This is a genomic window from Arthrobacter sp. Edens01, from assembly GCF_001307035.1.
GTDB lineage: Bacteria > Actinomycetota > Actinomycetes > Actinomycetales > Micrococcaceae > Arthrobacter_B.
In genome coordinates this window covers 106,609-128,426 of the sequence record NZ_LKIU01000004.1, presented here as the reverse complement: position 1 = coordinate 128,426, position 21,818 = coordinate 106,609, and the positions used below count along the sequence as shown (strand labels likewise).

Sequence of the window (21,818 nt, the reverse complement as noted above, 5' to 3'; positions counted from 1 at the left end):
CCTCCTTGTAAGGGGTACCATCAGTGCCGTTAATACTAAGCCGACTGATGGATTTTGGGACCCCCTGGACGGCAACTGTTGGCGGTCGATGCCGGATCGAGACCTAGGCACGGCAGCCCTAGTTATTCCGTGAAGTGCCGGTGGTCAGTGCCTGGAGGATTTCATCCTGTGTGGCGGGCAGCGACGTGAGCAGGGCCGCGAGCATCCGCGCCTGGGTGGGTGCCAGGTCTCCTCCCGGAATGGCACCGGCGCGCACCAGGTCCAGTCCGCCTCCCGCACCATAGGCAGGAACCACTGGGCCGGCGGGCACCCGGCTGCACAGGATTACGGGGCATCCGCCGCGCACGGCGTCCTGCACGGCCTCGGCAAAACCGGCACCGGCGTTGCCGACTCCCGTGCCGGCCAGCACAACGGCGTCAGCGCCGGTATGGACTGCATGGCTGAACAGGTCCGGGGTGGTCCCCAACGCGCACACGATGATCTCCACCCGGACGTTGTCGAAGTCCTCGCCGGGCAGCGGCAGCGGGGCCGGGCGGACCGGAACGGCGGTGATGTGAAGTGCACCGGCAACGAAGTGCGCCACCTCGACGCCGCCCCCAAACGGGTTTGCTGCCACCGTATGGGTCTTGCGGATGCCGCGGGCGGACCGGACCTGACCGGCAAAGGACACGAGGACACCCGCTCCGCGCAGCCCACTGGCCGCAGCGGCGGTGACGGCCTCTTCCAAGTTCGCCGGGCCGTCTGCCATCGGGCTGTCCGCCGGACGCTGGGCTCCCGTGAAGACGACGGGTTTGCGCGAGTCATGGACCAGATCCAGCAGAAAGGCTGTTTCTTCCATGGTGTCCGTGCCATGGGTAACTACGACGCCGTCCACCCCCTCGTCCGCCACGGCAGCCTGGACAGCCTCGGCAACCGCGCGGACCTCCGCAAGACGCAGCCGGAAACTGTTGGCATTCGTGATGTCCTGGACGGAGTAACTGTGCCGCCCGGACAGGGATGCCGTGATGTCCTCCGCGCGTCCAACCGATGCGGCGCCGTCCCGCCCCGAGTGCGACGCGATGGTTCCCCCGGTCGCCAAGATTCTGATGTGGGCCATGGAACTGCTGTCCTCTCGCCGGCAACACCACAGCCAACATATGCCCGCGGAGGACCCGTTGCCTAGGAGCTCCGGCCTTTCCGCCGGCTGCCGACGGCAAACCTGCAGCTGGACCTAGACTGGCGGCATGGCAGATACGGTCTCCGCAGAACAGCGCAGCCGGAACATGTCCCGCATCCGGTCCAAGAACACCAAACCCGAGCTCAAGGTCAGGCAGCTGCTGCACCGGGCCGGCTACCGCTTCCGGCTGCACGGTGCAGCCCGCGGGGGTGCGCTGCCCGGCAAACCGGACCTGGTTTTCGCCGGCCGGCGCAAAGTCATTTTCGTCAACGGGTGTTTCTGGCACACCCACTCATGCCCGGCGGGCACCCATGCCCCCGCGACCAACCCGGAGTTCTGGGCCGCCAAACGGGCCCGGACGGTAGCCCGCGACGCGGCTGCGCTGCAGGCACTGCGGACAGCAGGCTGGGAAGCGCTTGTGGTGTGGGAATGCGAACTGCGCAATACCAGTGCCCTGGAAAATGAGCTGATCGCTTTCCTCGGACCGCCCGGCAAGCCCGTGTCCGCACCCGATGAGGCATGACCTCGTTAGACTCTTCAGACACACTGCACCCAACCCGAGGGATACGTGATGACTGAAAGCTCCCGGCCGCTGCGCGGAGTGCTGTTCGATGTGGACGGCACACTCGTTGATTCCAATTACCTCCACACCGTCGCCTGGTGGCAGGCCTTCAGGCGGCTGGACTATGACATTCCGATGGCGAACATTCACCGGGCCATCGGCATGGGCGGGGACAAACTGATTGGGCATCTGCTCGGCAGCGACCCCGAAGCCGAGGTGGAGGAAAAACTCGACTCAAGCCACGGGGCGATCTTCTCCACCTCCTGGCCTTCCCTCCGTGCTTTCGACGGCGCCGCCGAACTCCTGCGCGCGTGCGCGTCCCGCGACCTCGCCGTCGTGCTGGCTTCTTCTGCCTCCGAACCGGAACTGCAGGCACTGCGCCGGGCAATCGATGCCGACGATGCGATCAGCAGCGCCACCAGCTCCTCCGATGCGGATGAGAGCAAACCTGCTCCGGACATCCTCCAGGCGGCGCTGGATTCCGCTGATCTGGAGGCGGAGGCGACCGTATTCGTGGGCGACTCCGTGTGGGACGTAAAGTCCGCTGCGGCTCTTGGGATCCCAACTATCGGCCTGACCTGCGGCGGTACCAGCGAAGCGGAACTGCTCGACGCCGGAGCCAAACAGGTCTACGCCTCGCCGCGCGAGCTGCTGCAGAACCTGCAGGACAGCCTGCTTGGCCAGACCGACGCCGGCTAGCACACCCCACCCGAAAGGACTTGCTATGACCACCGAACCCACCGGTCCGGCCAACGAGGCCGAGGATCCCCTGGGCCCCAGCGCTCCGCAGCCGGAACCCACCGGCGCTCCGCGTATGCCCGGGCAGGAACAGGAATCCGCCGGAAACATCCGTGAGGCGCAGGGCACCCATGCAGCCGGAACGGTGCCGCCGGCGCATTCCGGCGATGACGACGAACCGGGAGGGCAGGCACAGCACCCCGAGGACGCCTTGAACGAACCGGACAGTGCGGACGGTTAGCCGCTCCGAACGGCCCTAGGCTAGGCCGGCACGGCGCAGGGCTTCGGCCATTGCGCTGTCCGGAGCCGCGGGCTTCCGCGGCGCGTTGCCTGTCTTGCTTCCCCTGGGTTTTGCCCCGCCCTGCTGGTTCTTGCCCTGCTGGTTCTTGCCCTGCGGCCTGGAGACACGGGGGCGCGGGCCGCCGGAACTCTCCCCGGCAGCGGGCACCTCATCCTCCAGCCGCAGGGTCAGTGAGATCCTTTTGCGTTCAGGGTCCGCCTCCATGACCTTGACCTTCACCACCTGGCCGGACTTCACCACCTCGCGCGGGTCTGAAACAAAGCTGGAGGACATGGCCGAGATGTGCACCAGCCCGTCCTGGTGCACGCCAATGTCCACGAAGGCGCCGAAGGCTGCCACGTTGGTGACCACGCCGTCGAGCACCATCCCCGGCCGCAGGTCGGAGATCTTCTCGATCCCCTCGGAGAAGGTTGCCGTCTGGAACGCCGGACGCGGGTCACGTCCGGGCTTGCGCAGCTCCGCCATGATGTCCAGGACCGTGGGCAGGCCGGTGGACTCGTCGACGAAGGCCGCAGGGTCAAGGCCGGAGAGGTCGGCACCGGCCGGGGACATCCTGGCGTTGGCGGCGTCGAGGATGCGCCGGGCAATCCGGTAGGACTCCGGGTGCACGCTGGAGGCATCGAGCGGCTCGGTTCCTCCGGTGATGCGCAGGAATCCCGCGCACTGTTCAAAGGCCTTGGCGCCCAGGCGCGGAACCTTCTTCAGGTCTGCCCGCCTGGCAAAGGGGCCGTTGGCGTTGCGGTAGGCCACAATGTTCTCGCTCAGCAGCTCTCCAATGCCGGCCACCCGGCTCAGCAATGCCGGCGAGGCCGTGTTCAGGTCCACCCCCACGGCGTTGACGCAGTCTTCCACCACCGCGTCCAGGGAACGGTCCAGCTTCGCTGCGGTGACGTCGTGCTGGTACTGCCCCACACCGATCGACTTCGGATCGATCTTCACCAGTTCGGCCAGCGGGTCCTGCAGCCGGCGGCCAATCGAGACGGCGCCGCGGAGGGACACGTCCATACCCGGCAGCTCTGCGGCGGCGAGTGCCGACGCCGAGTACACGGAGGCGCCGGCCTCGGAGACGACCAGTTTCTGCAGCTTTGCCTCCGGCACCGCCAGGATAAGTTCAGCAGCCAGTTTGTCCGTTTCCCTCGACGCTGTGCCGTTGCCAATGGCCACCAGCTCCACCCGGTGTTTGCGCACCAGTGCTGCCAGCCGGGACAGTGCCTCGTCCCAGCGGCGGGCAGGAGCGTGCGGATAGACGGTGTCTGTGTCCACCACTTTCCCGGTGCCGTCCACGACGGCGACCTTCACGCCCGTGCGCAGCCCCGGGTCCAGCCCGAGGGTGGCACGGTTGCCGGCCGGAGCAGCGAGGAGGACGTCGCGCAGGTTCGCGGCGAAGACCCGGACAGCCTCGGTTTCCGCGTCCTGGAACAGACGCACCCGCAGATCAACGGAGAGCTTGGCCAGGATCCGGCGCCAGGCCAGCTGCACGGTCTGGCGCAGCCACGGATCGGCTGCGCCACCGCGGGCAGCCACTCCCAACCGGGAAGCCACTGAATTCTCAAAGCGCTGCCGGGCTGCAGCGAGGGCATCCCCGTCCGCGGGATCGGCTTCGGCGAGCCCCAGCTCTACGATGCCTTCCTTTTCAGCACGCAGCAGGGCCAGCACCCGGTGGGACGGCATGCCCGACGGCGCCTGCGCGAAGTCGAAGTAATCGGCGTACTTTTGCCCCTCGCTTTCTTTCCCGGGGCGGACCTGCGAGCGCAGCCTTCCCTGTTTCCAGAGCTTCTCGCGCGCGTCCGTCAGCAGGTCGGCGTCCTGCCCGGCACGCTCCACCAGGATTGCGCGGGCACCGGCAAGGGCTTCGGCAGCATCCGGGACGCCCTCCCCTACATAGCGGGCGGCCTCCGTTTCCGGAACCAGGGAAGGGTTGGAGAGCAGGGCATCGGCCAGCGGTTCCAGGCCGGCTTCGCGGGCGATCTGGGCTTTGGTCCGCCGTTTGGTCTTGTAGGGCAGGTAGATGTCTTCCAGCCGGGACTTGGTGTCTGCGGCTTCAATCGCCGTACGCAGCTGGTCCGTGAGCTTGCCCTGGGACTGGATGGCTTCCAGGATGGCCCGGCGGCGGTCGCTGAGTTCGCGCAGGTACCGCAGGCGCTCGTCGAGTTCCCGCAGCTGGGTGTCGTCAAGGGTGCCGGTCGCTTCCTTGCGGTAGCGCGCAATGAAGGGAACGGTGGAGCCGCTGTCCAGCAGTTCGACGGCGGCACGCACCTGCCAGGACGCCACGCCAAGCTCGGCGGCTATCTGCGCATAGATCCGGTCGGCGCCGTCCAGCTGGGCGGAAGCGGCAGGGCTGGGCTGGGACTGGGAAGGCACGGTGAGACTCACCCGCCCAATTGTTCCTCATGACGGTCCCGTTTGCCGAGAATCCCGCACCCCCACGGATGCTGCATGCAAAGCCTTCGCTGACACATTGGCACATCATCTGCGGAACCTGGGAGCGCATGGGGTACAACATAGGAACGCCCGCTCCGCCGCAATGCCGCGCCGAAAGCCACAGGCGTAAGTCTTAATGAAGAAAGGTCGAAGATGACTCAGAGTGCTCCGGTACGTCCTTCCGCTGCCCAGGGGCAGGGGGTGAAGTCCGCCGGCCATGTCATTGTCGATTCCCTTATTGCCCATGGCGTTCAGCGCACCTATGTGGTGCCCGGAGAAAGCTTCCTTGACGTCCTGGACGGGCTGCACGAAAGTCCCATCGAGACCGTGGTGTGCCGGCACGAGGGCGGCGCGGCTTACATGGCCGAGGCTGACGGAAAAATGAACCAGCGCCCCGGCGTCGCCATGGTCACCCGCGGGCCGGGGGCGGCTAATGCGCACGTGGGACTTCATACTGCGTGGCAGGACTCCACACCCATGGTGCTTTTCGTGGGCCTCATCCCCTTCGAGCACCGGGACCGCGAAGCTTTCCAGGAATTCGACATCAAGGCCTGGTTTGATACCGGGGCCAAGCGCGTCATGGTCCTGGACCACCCCGAGCGCGCGTCCGAGATCGTGGCAGAGGCGTTCTTCTCGGCCATGAGCGGACGCCCCGGCCCCGTCGTCATCGGCCTGCCGGAAGACATCATCCGGGAAGAAATCAGCGGCGCCCTCCATCCGCCCATCCCGGTGGCCCCTGGCGGCATGACCGTAACGGACTGGAAGGCCCTGCAGGCAGCGCTGAAGGACGCGGACAAGCCGTTGTTCGTCACCGGCGGCAATGACTGGACGCAGGAGGGTGCCGAAACCCTCACCCGCTGGCTGGAAGAACACCACCTTCCCGCCGCCGCGGAATGGCGCTGCGAGGGCACCGTCTCCTTCGACTCGCCGTCGTACGTTGGGCCGATCGGCTACGGCCGCCCCAAGCCCACCTACGACCTGCTCGAGGAAACCGACCTGCTGATCTTTGTGGGCACCGTCCCCGGCGATGTGATTACCGATGGTTTTGTGGTCCGGCAGGACTGGGAGAAAAAGAACTTCCTGGTCACCATCGACCCCTCGCTGCGGGGCCGCTCCGGTCCCGTGTCCTACCAGATCGTCGCCAAGCCGGATGTCTTCGTCCGGGACCTGGTGATGATGGACCTGCCGGTCAAGGACGAGTGGAAGGCGTGGACCTCCCGCATGCGGCAGGAACAGGAGAAGTTCGCTGCCCTGCCGCCGGCTGAGCCCGCCAACGGCCCCGCCCGGATGGACACCCTCATGGCCAATCTGGTGCCCACCTTGCCGGAGGATGCGGTCATCACGCTGGGCGCCGGAGAACACACCAACTGGGCTCACCGTTACTTCCCCACCCGCCGCTATGCCTCGATGCTCAGCGCCCGGAACGGTTCAATGGGCTATTCAGTACCTTCCGCAATCGCGGCGTCGCTGGCGGAACCCGGACGCAGGGTCGTCACGATTGCCGGTGACGGCGAGTTCATGATGAACGGGCAGGAACTTGCCACAGCGGCGCAGTACGGTGCCACACCGCTGGTGATCGTGATGGACAACCAGGAATACGGCACCATCCGTACGCACCAGGAACGCCACTACCCCGGCCGGATCTCCGGCACCCAGCTGAAGAACCCGGACTTCGCGCTGATGGCGCAGGCGTTCGGCGGCTTTGGTGTGCGGGTGGAGAACGACGCCGATGTGCCGGCTGCCGTTGAGGCGGCGCTGAGGGCTATCGACAGCGAGAAGAAGTTCGCGCTGATCCACCTGCTCGTGGAGCAGCGGGTCAAGGCGTACTAGGCACGCGTTCCCCGGGCCCTGCTCGCCCCGGGGAACACCCGCCGGCTAGTTACCGCCGTCCCGCAGCGTGCCAACCACCCTTTGGGTCTCGGATTCAAACCGGGCGAGCAGGCGAACGAGCTCCGCCCGGTCCCGGGGACTCCAACCCTGGAGGAGCAGGTCAACCAGGGTATTCCCCGAACGCCTCAGCGCTTGTCCTGCCCGTGTGCCTGCCTCTGTCAGGTCTATCAGCGAGGCACGTGAATCATTCGGATCCGGCATCCGCCGGACCAGGCCGGCTTCTTCCAGCCGGGCCGTGATCTTGGAAATGTTGGAAGCGCCCGTAACCATGCGCTCGCTCAGCGCCGAAGGCCGCTGAGCACCCGAATTGTTCAGGATCGACAGCAGCGTCAGGGCGGCAGAGTCCAGCACCACGCCCTCACGGGCCGCCACTGCCGTGGTGAAGCCCGGCGCCGTCCACTGTGCCAGCAGCCGGTTCAGGAGTTCAATCAGCACTGCATTCTGCTCGCTTGCCATGGCTACGCCTCGGTGCCTCCGTCTACCGGCAGCACAACGCCGGTAATGAAGGATGCCTGGTCCGAGAGCAGGAACGCCACGGCGTCGGCGATGTCTTCCGGCTGTCCCAGGCGCTTCATGGGGATCTCTGCGGCGTAGCCGGCCTTGGCATCCTCCGGCAGCGATGCCAAGGCAGCGGTTTCAATGGCGCCTGGCGCCACGGCGTTGACCCGGATACCCGCCTCCGCGCATTCCTTGGCAACACTGCGCGTTAGGGAGACAACGCCGTGCTTGGCGGCGCCGTACGGGGTGAGGTTTGGTGTGGCACTGATCCCTGCCAGCGAGGCAATATTGACGATCGCTCCGCGGCCCTGGCCGGTGAAGTGGGCCATCTGGCCCTGCAGCGCGAGGAAGGTCCCCCTGAGAGTCACGTTGACGGTCCGGTCCCAGTCCACGGTACTGATCTCCTGTACCGGTTTGGGCATGGCACCTACCCCGGCATTGTTCACTGCCAAATCCAACCGGCCAAAGGTTTCCAGGGCAAAGGGGACGAGCGTGCCTACTTCGTCTGGGCTGGACACGTCTGCATGCACATAGGCCGCGGCGCCGCCTGCAGCTTCGATAAGCGCAACGGTTTCAGCGCCGGCCTGGTCATTGACGTCGGATACGACGACGGAGGCTCCTTCGGCCGCCAGCCGCAGGGCGATGGCCCGGCCGATGCCGGCTCCTGCTGCGGTGACGAGTGCTGCCTGGTTCTCGAAAAGCATGCCCACTTCTTTCTGGGGTCCAATTTACTGTCGTCCGGACAGCATATACCTCGGCAAGTTCAGGATGAACGGCTAGGAGCTCGCCATCGCGGCACCACCCGGAGCGCATCTCCGTCGCCCAGTCCATGGCCGGGCCGGGCTGGGACGAATCAGGCCCGGCAGCGTCCTCCCGCGTTTCCCACACTCCGTGACACATGTTCACTGGTGGGACCCCAAAGGCCCACACCCGCATCACGGAGTGGGAATGCCGGTCAGCCAATCACGTCACACCTGGGTTCGGGTCCGCGGCGGCGGGCGCAGGATCACGAAAAGCGGAACTGCCAGGCCCACGGCAAACAGGAGGTCCCCTCCTCCCCACGTATCCGTGAGCGCTGAATGTGCCAGCGTGAGGCCGAGCATGAGCAGCACCGAAAGGGCTGCGTAGAACCCCGTCCGCCGGCGCCGGTTCCACCAGGGGGCCACTCCCTTCCGGCTGCCCGGGTCCCCCGCAGGAACGGCCGCTGCCGGGCCTCCCAGGCCCCGGGATGCGGCGAGGGACAGTGTCACCAGTATCCCGGTCATGATGCTCACCGGAAGCAGCACCCCGGTGAAGAAGGCCAGAAGCCCTGCCGCCAGCGGCAGGGCAGCGAAGAGGAGCACTTGTCCGCGCCGATTCCTCAGGTCCATTGCTTCTTCCCCTCGCCGTCCAGTCCAGTTCCGTTTACTCGTCCTCGCTGCTCAGTACCCGCCTGCGGGTACTGAGCAGCTGTACTTCTGGCCGGTATGCCACCAGCCGTTCAGCACTGTCCAGGACTTCGACGACGTGGGCCCGGTCCGCAGCCACGATCCCAATGCCGACTTCTGCGCGCCGGTGCAGGTCCAGCTGGCCCGTCTCGGCAGCGGAGACAGAGTACTTGCGCTGCAGTTCAGCAACCAGTGGGCGCACCAGTGACCGTTTTTGCTTCAGCGAATGGACATCGTCAAGCAGCAGATCGAATTCAAGCGTCCCCGTCCACATGGTGTCCATCCTCGCCGCTGATCCGGATCTGTCAACGTTCCGGTTTTCGCTTCAGGGTTCAACCGGGACCGGCGCGGTGTTAGCTTCGAAAGCATGACGGCCTCCCAGGCAGTGCGTTTCACGACCCGCAGGGAAGTACCGCATGCATAACCACGGCGACTTTCCCGCGGAGTCCCTGTTCCTGATTCCGGCGGTTGCAGCCGTCGCCGCGTACTGGGCCGGAGTGGTTTCCAAAAAGTCCGGCCAGTGGCCGCCCTGGCGGCTGGTGTGCTTTATTGCCGGAGTCCTGGCCGTGCTGCTGACCGTGCTTGAACCCCTGGCCGGATGGGCACATTCGGACTTCGGTGCGCTGGCTCTCTCCCACGTCCTGGCCGGGATGGCCGGGCCGCTGCTGATTGTGGTTTCACGCCCGGCCGATCTGGCACTGCTGACGCTCGACGACGTTCCGGCAGCACGCCTGCGCCGCGCGGTCAACGGGCCGCTGGCCAGGTTCCTCACGCACCCGGTGACGGCCACAGCGCTGGTTGCCGCCGGCATGTGGGGCATGTTCCACACCCCGCTGCTGGGTGCCATGCAGGAATCCATGCCGGTGCACTGGATGGTCACCGCCTATCTGGCGGCGACTGGCTGCCTCTTCACTGCCTCAGTCCTGGATTCGGCACCGGTCTCCCACAGTTTCCGCCTGCGTGCGGCAGCTCTGGTGACAGCTGCGGCCGTGCACGCGGGACTGGCGGCCGGGCTGCTGGTAGTTCCGCCGGAGGGAAACAGCAGCACAGCCGGCGCGCTGGTCCTGCTGGTATCCGGGCTCGCCGTGCAGGCAGTGCTGGCACTTCTCCTGCTGGGGCAGCAGCGCGGCACGGCCCCGCTGCTGCCCCAGATCCGACGCGCCTGACCGGGCTACAGCACCTGTGGGAAACCGAGGTCGATTTCCGACGTCGACGGGTCGGGCCAGCGGGTGGTAACCACCTTGCCCCGGGTGTAGAAACGGATCGAATCCGGTCCGTACATGTGGGTATCCCCGAAGAGCGAGTCCTTCCATCCGCCGAAGGAGAACGATCCCACGGGCACCGGAATGGGCACGTTGACGCCCACCATGCCGGCCTCGACGTCGAACTCGAATGCCCGGGCCGCGCCGCCGTCGCGCGTAAAGATCGCGGTACCGTTGCCGTACTGGTTCTCGTTCACCAGCTGGACCGCATCGGCGTACGTCTCCACCCGGACCACGGAGAGTACCGGACCGAAGATCTCGTCGTCGTAGGCCCTCATACCTGGCTTCACATGGTCAAGCAGGCTGACGCCCAGGAAGAAGCCGCCGCCGTCGAACTGCTCGTCCCGCCCGTCGACCACCACGGTGGCGCCTTCCTCGGCCGCACCGGCGACGTAGGAGGCAACCTTGTCACGGTGCTCCGCAGTAATCAGCGGTCCCATCTGGGAGGACGGGTCGGTTCCCGGTCCAATCTTCAGGTCCACCATCCGCGAGCGCACAGCCTCCACGAGGTCATCGGCGATGCTGCCCACCGCGACCAGCACGCTCACAGCCATGCAGCGCTCCCCTGCCGAGCCGTAGGCAGCCGAGACCGCGGCGTCGGCAGCCATGTCCAGGTCCGCGTCCGGCAGCACCACCATGTGGTTCTTGGCACCGCCCAGGGCCTGCACCCGCTTTCCGTGTTCCGCTGCCCGCCGGTAGATGGTGCGGGCGATGGGGGTGGATCCCACGAAGCTGACCGCCTTCACGCCCGGGTGTTCCAGCAGCACGTCCACGGCTTCCTTGTCCCCGTGCACCACGTTGAGCACACCGTCCGGCAGGCCTGCCTCGGCGAAGAGTTCCGCAATGAACACGGACGCCGAGGGGTCCTTTTCGCTGGGCTTCAGCAGCACTGTGTTGCCGCAGGCCAGGGCGCTGCCGATCATCCACAGCGGGACCATGGCCGGGAAGTTGAACGGCGTGATGCAGGCGACCACGCCCACCGGCTGGCGGATTGAATGGACGTCGACGCCGGAGGCGACCTGTTCGGAGCGTTCGCCCTTCAGGCTCAGGGCCAGCGCCGAGGCGAACTCGATGTTCTCCAGGCCGCGGGTAATCTCGCCTTCGGCGTCGGAGAGGACCTTTCCGTGTTCGCTGGTGAGGATCGCCGCGAGCTCGGCCTTGCGTTCGGTCAGCAGCTCGCGGACCTTGAAGAAGATCGCTGTCCGGCGTGCCAGCGAGGTGGCCCGCCAGGCCGGGAGCGCTGCCTGGGCGGCCTGGATCGCTTCTTCGACGCGGGCTGCCGAGGCCAGGGCCACTTCCTTCTCCTGGCTGCCGGTAGCGGGATTGAACACCCGGCCGTACCGCTCAGCGTCGGTGACGTGTTGTCCGTTGATGACGTGGGGAATGCGCTGCATGGGTTCTCGATTCGTACGGCGCCGTTAGGGCGCGGGGACCTGGTCGGGCGTGCCGGTGAGTGAACCGTCCACGAGTTTGACGATCATGGAGCAGTCCTTGCCGGCGTGGCCGGCGTCGATCAGCCGGGAGAACAGCTGCTGTACGTGCTCACCGATCTCCAGCGGGGTGCCGGTGTCCTGCGCAGCGGCGATCGCCAGGTTGATGTCCTTGTTCGCCAGCTCGGTGGTGAAGGTCGGTTCAAAGTCATTGTTCGACGCCGCCGTGCCTACAACGCCGGGCACGGGGTACCAGGTGCGCAGCGCCCAGCTGTCCCCGGAAGAGACAGAGGCGATGTCCCAGAACACCTGCTTGTCCAGTCCGAGCCGGTCTGCAAGGACAGCCCCTTCTGCCGTCGCGGCGAGGTTGATGAAGAGCATGAGGTTGTTGCAGATCTTTGCGGCCTGCCCGGTGGTGGGTCCTCCGGTGGGAATCACATTCCCTGCCATCGGCTCAATGAACCCGGACGCATCGGCCACCGCGTCCTCGGCCCCGCCCACCATAAAGGTGAGCGTTCCGGCCTCGGCGCCGCTCATCCCGCCGGAGACCGGGGCATCGACAAAGCGGAATCCCGCGGCAGCAGCGGCGTCGTGAATTACCTGTGCAGACTCGACGTCGATCGTCGAGGAGTCAACCAGCAGCGTCTCCGTGGACGCGGATGCCAGCACGCCGTCCGGCTCAAGGTACACCGCACGGGAATGCTCCCCCTTGGGAAGCATCGTAAAAACGACGTCTGCGCCGGCAACCGCCTCGGCGATACTGCCCACGGCCTGCACTCCTGCGGCTTCTGCCGTGGCCACTGCCCGGGGGCTGAGGTCGAAGCCACGGACATTGTGGCCCGCCTTCACCAGGTTCGCGGCCATCGGGGCACCCATGTTCCCCAGTCCGATCCATCCCACTTCCGCCATCGCTAAGCTCCTTTGCCTAGTTGGTGCTGCCTGAGTTGTGCTGGGTCTGTGCTGCTCTGGTGCTGCCGCGCGTCCGCCGCGGAACCAGACTGGCACCTGCGCTAGAGTGCGTTCAAGACCAGAATCCACAGACCCTATGTGCAGCCGTGCACAGCTGTGGGAGGAGGAAGCATCCTGGACACCGCCGGCCGCCTGCCCAGTCCCGACGATTTGCTGATCCTCCTCACCGTGGCGAGGCTGGGCCGCTTCACCGCCGTGGCCGAAACCCTCGGAACCACGCACACCACCGTTTCCCGGCGGATCATCGCCCTGGAGAAACAGCTGGGCGGAAGAACACTCTCCCGCACGCCCCGCGGCTGGGAACTGACGGCGCTCGGAGCCGAGGCGGTCCGGGCAGCCGAAGCCATTGAGGAGAGCCTGGGCGCGCTGCGCTGCACACTGGCCAAGGACGCTGACCCGCTGGCAGGAGTTGTGCGGATCAGTACCGTGGACGGGTTCGGCGCCGAGTTCGTGACCCCGGCACTGGTCCGGCTTCAGGCCTCGCATCCGAACATCAGCGTGGAAATGTTCTCAGCTACCCGGAAGGTCAGCCAGAACCGCTCCGGCGTTGACCTGGAGGTGGTGGTTGGCCACACCGATGTCAGGACCGCGCAGGCGATCCTGCTGGGCCACTACGTCCTGCGGCTCTACGCCGCTCCCGGGTACCTCCAGCGCCACGGAACCCCGCATGTACCGGCGGACCTGGCCAAACACTGTTTTGTCTCCTACGTCGAATCCGCCCTCCTCGTCGAGGAACTCGGCCACCGTTCCACCGGGCTGCCCGAACCTCGTTCCAGTTTCCAGGCCACCAGCATCTTCGCCCAGGTCGAAGCGGTGCGCCGGGAAGCCGGCGTTGGGCTGCTGCCGAACTTCATGGTGGCCGGCCGGGACGGCTTTGTTCCCGTGCTGGCGGAATCCTTTGAACGCCGCCTGCCCATCTGGGCCGTGGCCCGCCCGGAGGCCCTGCGTTCCCGGCGGGTGCAGGCAGTCATTGAAGCCGTCCACGCAGAAGCCGCTGCCCGTCAGGAGCATCTGGACTTCTGACGGGCAGCGGCTTTTGCGTGCTGCCTACTTGTCGGCCGGGGTCTGGCTGGGCTTTTCCTCCGCAGCCTTGGACGCGGCCAGCAGGTCTGCCGTGCCCTTCGCGTCGGCGGCATCGACGTCGTGCAGTGAGATGCCGTTGGTTTCCCGCAGCACCAGGACTGATATCGCCGTCACAATGCAGGCGCCAAGCAGGTACAGCGCCACCGGGGTGGACGAGTCGTACCGGGCCAGCAGGGAGGTCGCGATGATCGGTGCCAGCGACCCGGCGACGATCGAGGTGACCTGGTAGCCCAGCGAAACCCCGGAGTAACGCATCCGGGTGGGGAACATTTCGGCCATGATGGACGGCTGCCCGGCGTACATCAGGGCGTGGAACAGCAGTCCGATGGTGACGGCCGAGAGGATCATCAGGTCGTTTGCCGTATCCATCATGGGGAAGGCGAAGAAACCCCACGTTGCGCCGAGGACAGCACCGGCAAGGTATACCGGCCGCCGGCCCAGCGCATCGGACATCTTTCCTGCCACCGGAACTGCACAGAAGTGGATAAAGTGTGCAATCAGCAGCAGCAGGAGGATGCGCGAGGTGTCCGTTTCCACCACTGTCCTCAGATACGTGATGGAGAACGTGACCACCAGGTAGTAGAGGATGTTCTCCGCGAAACGCAGGCCCATGGCGGTGAAGACACCGCGCGGGTAGCGGCGGAAGACTTCCATGACGCCGTAGCCCTTCGCCTCGGTTTCGACCTCTTTCTGTGCTTCGAGGAAGATCGGTGCGTCGGAGACCTTGGTGCGGATGTAGTAGCCCACCAGCACAATCACTGCCGAGAGCCAGAACGCCACGCGCCAGCCCCAGCCCAGGAAGGCCTCATCGGTGAGGGTGGCGGAGAGCAGGAACAGCACACCGGTGGCCAGCAGGTTGCCCATGGGAACCGCTGACTGCGGCCAGCTGGACCAGAAACCGCGGGATTTGTTCGGGCTGTGCTCTGCAACCAGCAGCACGGCTCCGCCCCATTCCCCGCCCACGGCAAAGCCCTGGACAAAGCGCAGCGCCACCAGCATGGCCGGAGCCCAGTAGCCAATCGAGTCGAAGCCGGGCAGGCAGCCCATCAGGAAGGTGGAGACGCCCACCAGGATGATGCTTAGCTGCAGCAGCTTCTTCCGGCCGAACTTGTCACCGAAGTGGCCGAAGACGATTCCGCCCACCGGGCGGGCAACGAACCCGACGGCGTAGGTCACGAAGGCGGCAATGATGCCGTCCAGTTCGGTGTTGGCGTTGGGGAAGAACAGCCGCGCAAAGACCAGCGTCGATGCCGCTGCGTAGAGGAAGAATTCGTACCATTCAACGACTGTTCCGGCCATGGAGGCCACGACGACCTTGCGCAGGCCCTCCGGCACCGGCGCCTTCTGGCGTGCGGTCCGCCTGGGATTATCAGTGCTCATCCACTCTCTCCTTTGGTGTCCACGTTGACACTGCGGCCTCAACCGGGCACAAAGGCATCCGGCGGAGTAAGGAAGAGTATGGTGCCCGCGGTGACCTCGCTCAATCGCCAATCCCGCATGGCGTATCTGCACAAATGCACAGGCCATTGTGTTCCAGCACGGTTTCAGACCCCGGACACACCGGGTACGCCACGCGGTGCCATTGTGCCCGGAAGGTAGTTCACCTAACAATGGAGGATGACAGTTACGCTCAGATCACTGGAAACTGCTGTCCCTTCTACTGTCCTGGTTCAGGACCAGGTCCGCGATGTTTTCGCCGCGCAGCCGGGACTCACCCGGCTGGGCACCCGCCTTGTGAACACCTGCTTCAATTCCGCTGCCATTGACACCCGCCGCACGGCACTGGAGGAGCTGACTCTCTCCTCCACGGCTGAAAACCCGCAGTTCTTCGATCCGAAGACCGGACTGCTGCTGATGCCCTCCACCAAGACCCGCAACGACATTTTTGCCACCGAAGCCACCAAACTCTTTATTGAAGCCGGCCGCAAGGCCGTCGAGAACTGCCCCGGCATCACTGCCGCGGATGTCACCCACGTCATCACGGTTTCCTGCACCGGGTTCTTCAATCCCGGCCCTGACTACAAACTGGTACGTGCCCTGGGCCTGAACCCGTCGGTGCAGCGTTACCACCTCGGGTTCATGGGCTGCTACGCGGCTTTCCCGGCAATGCGCGCAGCGAAGTCCTTCTGCGACGCCGACCCCAACGCCGTGGTACTGGTTGTCAGCGCAGAACTCTGCTCCCTGCATGTCCGCTCCTCCAACGACCCTGACATCATCATGGGTTCCTCCCTGTTCGCCGACGGCGCCGCCGCCGCGGTCATCACCGCTCGTGACCTTCCCGGTGAGAGCCCGGCAATCGTCCTGGACCACTTTGAAACCACACTGACGCCGGTCGGTGAGGAATCGATGGCCTGGAACATTGGCGACCACGGTTTCGAAATGGTGCTGGGCACCTATGTTCCCCACATCATTGACGACCACATTGTCGGCGCCCTTGAACCGCTGCTGGCCCGGGATCCCTCCCTGGCCCCGCTGGCGTACAACGACATTGAGCACTGGGCCATCCATCCCGGCGGCCGCAGCATCCTGGACAAGGTGGAAGCAAAACTGGAGCTCAGCGAAGAGCAGCTGGTGCCCGCGCGGGAAACCCTCCGGGACTTCGGCAACATGAGCTCCGCTACCGTCATGTTCGTGCTCAAGCACATCCTGGACCAGCCGTTCAACGGGGGCAACGAGCGGATCTGCTCCATGGCCTTTGGCCCCGGCCTGACGGTCGAAACAGGGCTGTTCACGCGTGTGCCCGGAACGGCAGCGGCAGCCGAGGAACACACCCTGGCTGCTGAGCCGGTTCCCGCGCCAGTCGGATAATCCGGTGAGCCTGCTGAACACCGAAACACCGCCGTTCCTGCCGCCGGACCTGAGCCGGCGGGCAGTGAACGCAGCAGAGCAGATGGACAGCCCCGACTGCGACCTGGCCCGGCTGGAACGCACCTATGCCCAGTTCCCGGTGATCAACGCCGTCGTGTCCGGCTGGCGCCGCAACTACCGGCGGTATGTGCGCCCGGTCCTGGCCGCGAAGGGCGGGGGCACGGTCCTGGATATCGGAGCAGGCGGCGGGGACCTGGCCCGTGCGCTGGCGCGCTGGGCCCGTCGGGACGGACTCGCCGTGCAGGTCACGGGCATCGATCCCGATGAACGTGCCCACGCCTATGCCTCGCGGCGGCCGGTGCCCGGCCTGTCCTTCCGCGCCGCGCTCAGTTCCGACCTGGTGGCGGAAGGTACGGTGTTCGACGTCGTGCTCTCCAACCACGTGCTTCACCACCTCGATGATGCGGCGTTCCGGGGCCTGCTCGCCGATTCGGAGAAACTCGCCGGGTCACTGGCCCTGCACAGCGACATTGAGCGCAGCCGGTGGGGCTACGCATTGTTTTCGGCGGGCACCCTTCCGTTCTTCCACGGGTCCTTCATCCGTGAGGACGGCCTGACCTCGATCCGGCGCAGCTATACCGCCGGGGAACTGGCTGCGGTTGCGCCCGCCGGGTGGGAAACCCGGCAGCAGCGCCCGTGGCAGAACCTGCTGCTGTACCGGAGCGGCCGGTGATGGCTGCTTCCGGTCCCGGGAATCTGCGGGACGTTGACGTCGCAGTTGTGGGCGGCGGCCCGGTGGGACTGGTACTGGCCATCCTGGCGCTGCAGGACGGGCTGCGGGTGCGGGTGCTGGAACGGCGGACGGAGCGCAGCTCCCATTCCCGGGCCATCGGCATCCATCCCCCCGGCATGGCTGCGCTGGAAGCAACCGGAGTCGCCGGGCAGCTCGCAGCCGAAGGGGTGCAGATCCGCCGCGGGGCAGCCCGGACCCGGGACCGGGACCTGATCTCCATCAGCTTCAGCAAGACCTCCGCTGCCTATCCCTATGTCCTGGCGCTGCCGCAGGAACGCACCGAGACGGTGCTCGAGGCCAGGCTGCGGGAGCTGGACCCGGATGCGCTGCAGCGAGGGCACCAGGTCACGGGGCTGAGGGACGACGGCGCCGGGGTCACGCTCACCGGTGCCGGCCCGGGCGGAGAATTCTCCCTTCGCGCTTCCTGGGTAGTTGCCGCCGACGGCGCCCGCTCCCCTGTCCGGGGGCTGCTGGGGATCGAAGCCACGGGCACCCTGCTGCGGGATTCCTATCTCATGGGTGATTTCCCGGACACCACGGGAGACGGGCCGGTGGGCGTCCTGTACCTGGAACCGGAGGGAATTGTGGAGTCCTTCCCGCTTCCCGGCGGAAAACGCCGCTGGGTAGCGCACACCCGGACGCTGCTGTCTGACGCCGATGCCAAGGACCTGGCAACAATCGTGGCCGCCCGCACCGGGAAGAAACCCGATGCCGGTGCCAGCACCATGCTCAGTGCCTTTTCAGTGCGGACAACCGCCCTGCGGCAGCTGGTGCACGGCCGGACGGTGCTGATTGGCGACGCTGCCCACGAGGTCAGTCCAATCGGAGGGCAGGGCATGACGCTGGGCTGGCTGGACGCTGCAGAGCTGGCGCCGCTGCTCAGCGCTGCCGTGGGCGGGGCCGACGTAACCCGGCAGCTGGCTGCCTTTGACCTGCGGCGCCGGCGGGCCGCCGTCGTCGCTTCCGCCCAGGCCCGCCTGAACATGGCACTCGGGCGTCCGCTGCCGCCGCGGCTGATGCAGGCGCGCAATGCCGGGCTGGCGCGCCTGTTCCGGTCCCGGCGCCTGGCCGGCCTGGTGGCAAAGCGCTTCACCATGCAGTAGCCGGGCGGTGCTCCTAGTGGCCGCCGCGGTCCAGGGTCACGGTGCGCAGATCCAGGCGCCGCAGCACCCTGTCCACTGCCTCCGGGTCCATTCCGGACTGGCGGCGGGCAGCCAGAACTTCCTTCCGGGCCGCTGCAAGCGCTTCACGCTGTACGGCATCCATGATCTCCAGGGTGGCTTTGAGCTGGAGCATCTTCTGCGGATCGGCTTCGGAGTCACGTTCCAGGATGGAGTGCAGGGAGGACATCCGGCGGGCCAGCGCGGCACGGCGTTCAGGCGGCAGTTTGTCTCCCGCCTTGGACCGTTTCATGGTCTCCATGGCCACCCGTTCAGCCCGCCGTGCGAGTTCGCGTTCCTGCCGGGCTACAGCTCCGTGGTCGCTGGGCAGTTTAAGCCGGCGCATGAGCCACGGCAGGGTGAGGCCGGGCAGCACCAGGGTGACCAGCAGGACGGATCCGGCTGCGATGATCATGAAGTTCCGGCCGGGAAGGGCCTCCCCCGCGAGTGTGGTGGACGGCAGTGCCAGCGCCAGCGCCAGCGTCGCCAGTCCGCGCATGCCGCACCAGGTAAGCACCAGGACTTCCTTGGCCGAACCCGGCACCCGGTTACGCCGTTCTGTCCCGCCGAACCGGTACAGGCAGTACATCCACAGGAAACGGACGAGCACTACGGCAGCACATACGGCTGCGACGCCGGGAATGTAACCGAAGATCTCGCGGCCCTCGTCTTCGATGACGTACCGCATTTCGATACCCACCAGGCCAAAGGCAACACCGGTGGTCAGCAGCTCGACGACTTCCCAGAACGCCGTACGGGTGAGCCGCTCTTCCGAGTCCTGCGGCCGGGCGCGGCGGCCCAGTTCCAGTGCCGTGACCACAACCGCGACCACACCGGAGAAGTGCAGCTCCTCGGACAGGACATACACCGCGTAGGGCGCCACCAGCGTGACTGCGGACCTCGCCACCAGGTTGGGCACAAAGCGGTTCAGTGCACCGACCAGCCAGCCCATTCCCAGCCCAAGGACGACGGCGCCGGCAGCTCCGATGAGGAAACTCGGAACAATGGACCAGCCCACGTCCCCGCCGCTCACCGCAGCGGCCACGGCCGCCTGGAAGATCACGATCGCTATGGCGTCGTTGAAGAGGCCTTCAGTCTGCAGGACGGTAATGAGCCTGCGGGGCATGTTCACCTTGCCGGCCACGGCTTCGACGGCCACGGGGTCCGGAGGGGCAACGATTGCCCCAAGCGCTATCGCGGCCGGCAGGCCCAGCGCGGGGACAATGGCCCACGAGACTCCGGCAACCACTCCCACCGTTACTGCCACCAGCGCGACCGCCAGCAGCACCAGGGAGCGCCAGCGGAGCCGGAATACGGACCAGGAGCTGCGCTGGGCTGCGGCGTAGAGCAGCGGGGGAAGGAACAGGGGCAGGATCAGTTCCGGGTCGATATGGATTTCCGGAATGACCGGCAGGAAAGCGAACAGCGCAGAGAAGATCAGCATCAGCACCGGATAGGGCAGGCGGATGCGTTCGCCGATCCCCACCACCAGCACCGTGCCAAAGAGCAGTCCGATAAGCAGGATCAGGAATTCCATGCCTGGAATCCTCTCCTGGCAGCACGCGGCTGCCTAGTCCGGCCGGGTTTCGTCACGGAACCTCCCAGGTTTAGTTGCCTAAGAGAACTTTAACCCAGCACTCTGGGAGATTTCCGAAGTTACGGCGCCAGGTGGGTGGGGGCGAAGAGGCGCAGCACCGTCTGGACAACCACGACGTTCGGACCTTCCTGCGCGAACGACTCCTCCAGGGCTTCCCTTACCCCTCCTGGTTCTGCACGCCGCGCCGGAATCCCGAAGGACTCGGCCAGCTTCACGAAATCCGGCCCGGCCAGCTCCGTGGCGGTGGCTTTCCCGAACGCGTCCACCATGTACTCACGCAGCACCCCGTAGCCTCCGTCGTCAACAATCAGCCAGGTGACCGGGGCGCCGTGCTGGCGGGCAGTGGCAAGTTCGGAAATCGAATACATCGCCGATCCGTCGCCGGATACCGCAAGCACCCGTTCACCGGTTCCCACAGCGGCACCGAGGGCTGCGGGATAGCCAAAGCCGAGCCCGCCCGCACCCTGGGCGGAGTGGAACGCGCCGGTCTTGGTGTCCCAGCAGCTCCATGCCCAGTACGCGGCAATTGTCATGTCCCAAAAGGTCTGCATGTCCGCCGGAACCGCCTCGCGGATGTCTGCCATGAACTTGCGCTCCGGCGCCAGGTCCTGGGCATCGAGCCGGTCAGAAATCCTTGCCAGGGTGTCCGCGGTGATCTCTGCGGCGCTTTGCCCGTGCCAGTCCGGAGCCGTGGCCGGCACCGGCAGCGCGGCGTCGAGCGCAGCCAGTGCCTGTCCGGCATCTGCCCGGATTCCGAGCGCCGGCCCATTGGACTCAAGGACCCGAGGCTCGGCATCGATCTGGATGATGCGCCCGCGCGGCGCGAAGGTGAAGTAGTTGGAGGTGATCTCCCCCAGCGAGGAACCCACCACCAGCAGGACGTCCGCGTCTTCAAGCAGGTCAGTGGCCCACCGGTCCTCCACCCAGGACTGCAGGGACAGCGGATGGTTCCAGGGGAAGGCTCCCTTGCCGCCCGGGGTGCAGATCACCGGCGCACGGAGCTTCTCGGCCAGGGACAGCAGCGATTCTTCGCCCCGGCCGCGCCGGGTGCCTCCGCCGGCGATGACTGCCGGACGGCGGGCGCCGGCCAGCCACTTCACCGCTTCAGTGACAAGTTCACTGCGGGGCGGATTGTCGAACGGTTCGGCGAGCGCGTCCTCCACTGCCGGCACCACGACCGGGGCCAGCAGGACGTTCTGCGGCACCTCGATCCAGACCGGCCCCATGGGTGCGGAGATAGCTTCGGTCCAGGCGTCCTGGATAGCCGACGGAATGCCCGAGGCATGCTGGATGAGGCGCTGGCTCTTGGTGACGTTGGCCGCCGAGGCTTTCTGGTCATCCAGCTGGTGAAGCATTCCCCGCCGCCGCGCTCCGAGGCCTTCGATCGGGATCTGGCTGGCAACCACGATCATGGGCACCCCGGTGGCATAGGCTTCCTGCAGCCCGGCCAGCGACGTGAGGGCACCCGGGCCCGTTGAAAGGAAGAGCACACCCACCTTGCCCGTAGCGCGGGTGAACCCGTCGGCGGCAAAGGCTGCATTGTTTTCGACCCGCGAGGAGACGAATTCAAGGGTGGAGCGGGAAAGCGCATCGAACAGTCCCAGGGCATGCTGGCCCGGAATGCCGAACACCGTGGTGGCGCCCAGCGCTTCCAGGGTCTCCACCACCAGGTCGCCGCCGTTGCGGACCACGCCGTCGGCCACGGTGCTGCCGGCACCCATAC

20 protein-coding genes are annotated in these 21,818 nt (G+C 66.4%); 9 read left to right on the top strand and 11 right to left on the bottom strand.

Annotation, left to right across the window (positions count from 1 at the left end):
- Positions 1–118: 118 nt before the first annotated feature.
- On the bottom strand, positions 119–1,096 hold the full coding sequence (locus AO716_RS05495) for an asparaginase (RefSeq protein ID WP_055239962.1): 978 nt from the start codon (positions 1,094–1,096) through the stop codon (positions 119–121).
- Positions 1,097–1,223: 127 nt separating this feature from the next.
- On the opposite strand from AO716_RS05495, the gene AO716_RS05490 reads away from it, so the two are divergent.
- The 3 genes from AO716_RS05490 to AO716_RS05480 are packed head-to-tail and all read left to right on the top strand — an operon-like array spanning position 1,224 to position 2,697.
- Positions 1,224–1,679 carry a very short patch repair endonuclease gene (locus tag AO716_RS05490; protein WP_055239961.1) on the top strand — a complete coding sequence of 152 codons (456 nt, stop codon included), beginning with the start codon at positions 1,224–1,226 and terminating at the stop codon, positions 1,677–1,679.
- 48 nt (positions 1,680–1,727) lie between these two features.
- Entirely contained in the window at positions 1,728–2,417 is a 690-nt protein-coding gene (locus AO716_RS05485) for an HAD family hydrolase (RefSeq protein ID WP_055239960.1), read from the top strand.
- Between the two features lie 25 nt (positions 2,418–2,442).
- On the top strand, positions 2,443–2,697 hold the full coding sequence (locus AO716_RS05480; RefSeq protein ID WP_055239959.1) for a hypothetical protein: 255 nt from the start codon (positions 2,443–2,445) through the stop codon (positions 2,695–2,697).
- Positions 2,698–2,712: 15 nt separating this feature from the next.
- Here AO716_RS05480 and AO716_RS05475 read toward each other — a convergent pair whose 3' ends face one another.
- Positions 2,713–5,130, bottom strand: coding sequence for a Tex family protein (locus AO716_RS05475; RefSeq protein ID WP_082413344.1), 2,418 nt, complete (start codon positions 5,128–5,130; stop codon positions 2,713–2,715).
- Between the two features lie 201 nt (positions 5,131–5,331).
- Here AO716_RS05475 and AO716_RS05470 point away from each other — a divergent pair, with 201 nt between their 5' ends.
- Positions 5,332–7,008: a thiamine pyrophosphate-dependent enzyme gene (locus tag AO716_RS05470; RefSeq protein WP_055239958.1), complete on the top strand. Its 1,677-nt coding sequence runs from the start codon at positions 5,332–5,334 to the stop codon at positions 7,006–7,008.
- 45 nt (positions 7,009–7,053) lie between these two features.
- Here the strand turns inward: AO716_RS05470 and AO716_RS05465 are convergent, their stop codons facing one another.
- The 4 genes from AO716_RS05465 to AO716_RS05450 form a co-directional block, all read right to left on the bottom strand.
- Entirely contained in the window at positions 7,054–7,524 is a 471-nt protein-coding gene (locus AO716_RS05465) for a MarR family winged helix-turn-helix transcriptional regulator (RefSeq protein ID WP_055239957.1), read from the bottom strand.
- A gap of 2 nt (positions 7,525–7,526) precedes the next feature.
- Entirely contained in the window at positions 7,527–8,270 is a 744-nt protein-coding gene (locus tag AO716_RS05460) for an SDR family NAD(P)-dependent oxidoreductase (RefSeq protein WP_055239956.1), read from the bottom strand.
- A gap of 264 nt (positions 8,271–8,534) precedes the next feature.
- Entirely contained in the window at positions 8,535–8,936 is a 402-nt protein-coding gene (locus tag AO716_RS05455; protein ID WP_152969870.1) for a hypothetical protein, read from the bottom strand.
- A gap of 34 nt (positions 8,937–8,970) precedes the next feature.
- Positions 8,971–9,267 (bottom strand): DUF503 domain-containing protein, encoded by a 297-nt coding sequence (locus tag AO716_RS05450; protein ID WP_055240099.1) that lies wholly within the window; start codon positions 9,265–9,267, stop codon positions 8,971–8,973.
- A 142-nt stretch (positions 9,268–9,409) separates the two neighbouring features.
- On the opposite strand from AO716_RS05450, the gene AO716_RS05445 reads away from it, so the two are divergent.
- Entirely contained in the window at positions 9,410–10,159 is a 750-nt protein-coding gene (locus tag AO716_RS05445; protein WP_055239954.1) for a cytochrome c oxidase assembly protein, read from the top strand.
- A 5-nt stretch (positions 10,160–10,164) separates the two neighbouring features.
- On the opposite strand, the gene AO716_RS05440 is transcribed toward AO716_RS05445, so the two are convergent.
- Positions 10,165–11,649, bottom strand: a complete 1,485-nt coding sequence (locus tag AO716_RS05440; RefSeq protein ID WP_055239953.1) for a CoA-acylating methylmalonate-semialdehyde dehydrogenase — start codon at positions 11,647–11,649, stop codon at positions 10,165–10,167.
- Positions 11,650–11,673: 24 nt separating this feature from the next.
- A complete protein-coding gene (gene mmsB, locus AO716_RS05435; RefSeq protein ID WP_055239952.1) occupies positions 11,674–12,594 on the bottom strand; it encodes a 3-hydroxyisobutyrate dehydrogenase in 921 nt (306 codons plus the stop codon).
- 156 nt (positions 12,595–12,750) lie between these two features.
- Here mmsB and AO716_RS05430 point away from each other — a divergent pair, with 156 nt between their 5' ends.
- The gene (locus AO716_RS05430; RefSeq protein ID WP_235472006.1) at positions 12,751–13,677 is read left to right on the top strand and encodes a LysR family transcriptional regulator; all 927 of its coding nucleotides are present in this window, start codon (positions 12,751–12,753) and stop codon (positions 13,675–13,677) included.
- 24 nt (positions 13,678–13,701) lie between these two features.
- On the opposite strand, the gene AO716_RS05425 is transcribed toward AO716_RS05430, so the two are convergent.
- Positions 13,702–15,117 (bottom strand): MFS transporter, encoded by a 1,416-nt coding sequence (locus AO716_RS05425; RefSeq protein WP_055239951.1) that lies wholly within the window; start codon positions 15,115–15,117, stop codon positions 13,702–13,704.
- 237 nt (positions 15,118–15,354) lie between these two features.
- Between AO716_RS05425 and AO716_RS05420 the strand changes: the two genes are divergently transcribed.
- The 3 genes from AO716_RS05420 to AO716_RS05410 are packed head-to-tail and all read left to right on the top strand — an operon-like array spanning position 15,355 to position 18,441.
- Positions 15,355–16,545 (top strand): type III polyketide synthase, encoded by a 1,191-nt coding sequence (locus AO716_RS05420; protein WP_055239950.1) that lies wholly within the window; start codon positions 15,355–15,357, stop codon positions 16,543–16,545.
- A gap of 4 nt (positions 16,546–16,549) precedes the next feature.
- Positions 16,550–17,278: a class I SAM-dependent methyltransferase gene (locus AO716_RS05415; RefSeq protein ID WP_321164361.1), complete on the top strand. Its 729-nt coding sequence runs from the start codon at positions 16,550–16,552 to the stop codon at positions 17,276–17,278.
- Entirely contained in the window at positions 17,242–18,441 is a 1,200-nt protein-coding gene (locus tag AO716_RS05410; protein WP_235472005.1) for an FAD-dependent oxidoreductase, read from the top strand. The genes AO716_RS05415 and AO716_RS05410 overlap by 37 nt, the downstream gene beginning before the upstream one ends.
- A gap of 13 nt (positions 18,442–18,454) precedes the next feature.
- On the opposite strand, the gene AO716_RS05405 is transcribed toward AO716_RS05410, so the two are convergent.
- Positions 18,455–20,035 (bottom strand): Na+/H+ antiporter, encoded by a 1,581-nt coding sequence (locus AO716_RS05405; RefSeq protein ID WP_055239948.1) that lies wholly within the window; start codon positions 20,033–20,035, stop codon positions 18,455–18,457.
- A gap of 119 nt (positions 20,036–20,154) precedes the next feature.
- On the bottom strand, positions 20,155–21,816 hold the full coding sequence (locus tag AO716_RS05400) for a thiamine pyrophosphate-binding protein (protein ID WP_055239947.1): 1,662 nt from the start codon (positions 21,814–21,816) through the stop codon (positions 20,155–20,157).
- Between the last annotated feature and the right edge of the window lie 2 nt (positions 21,817–21,818).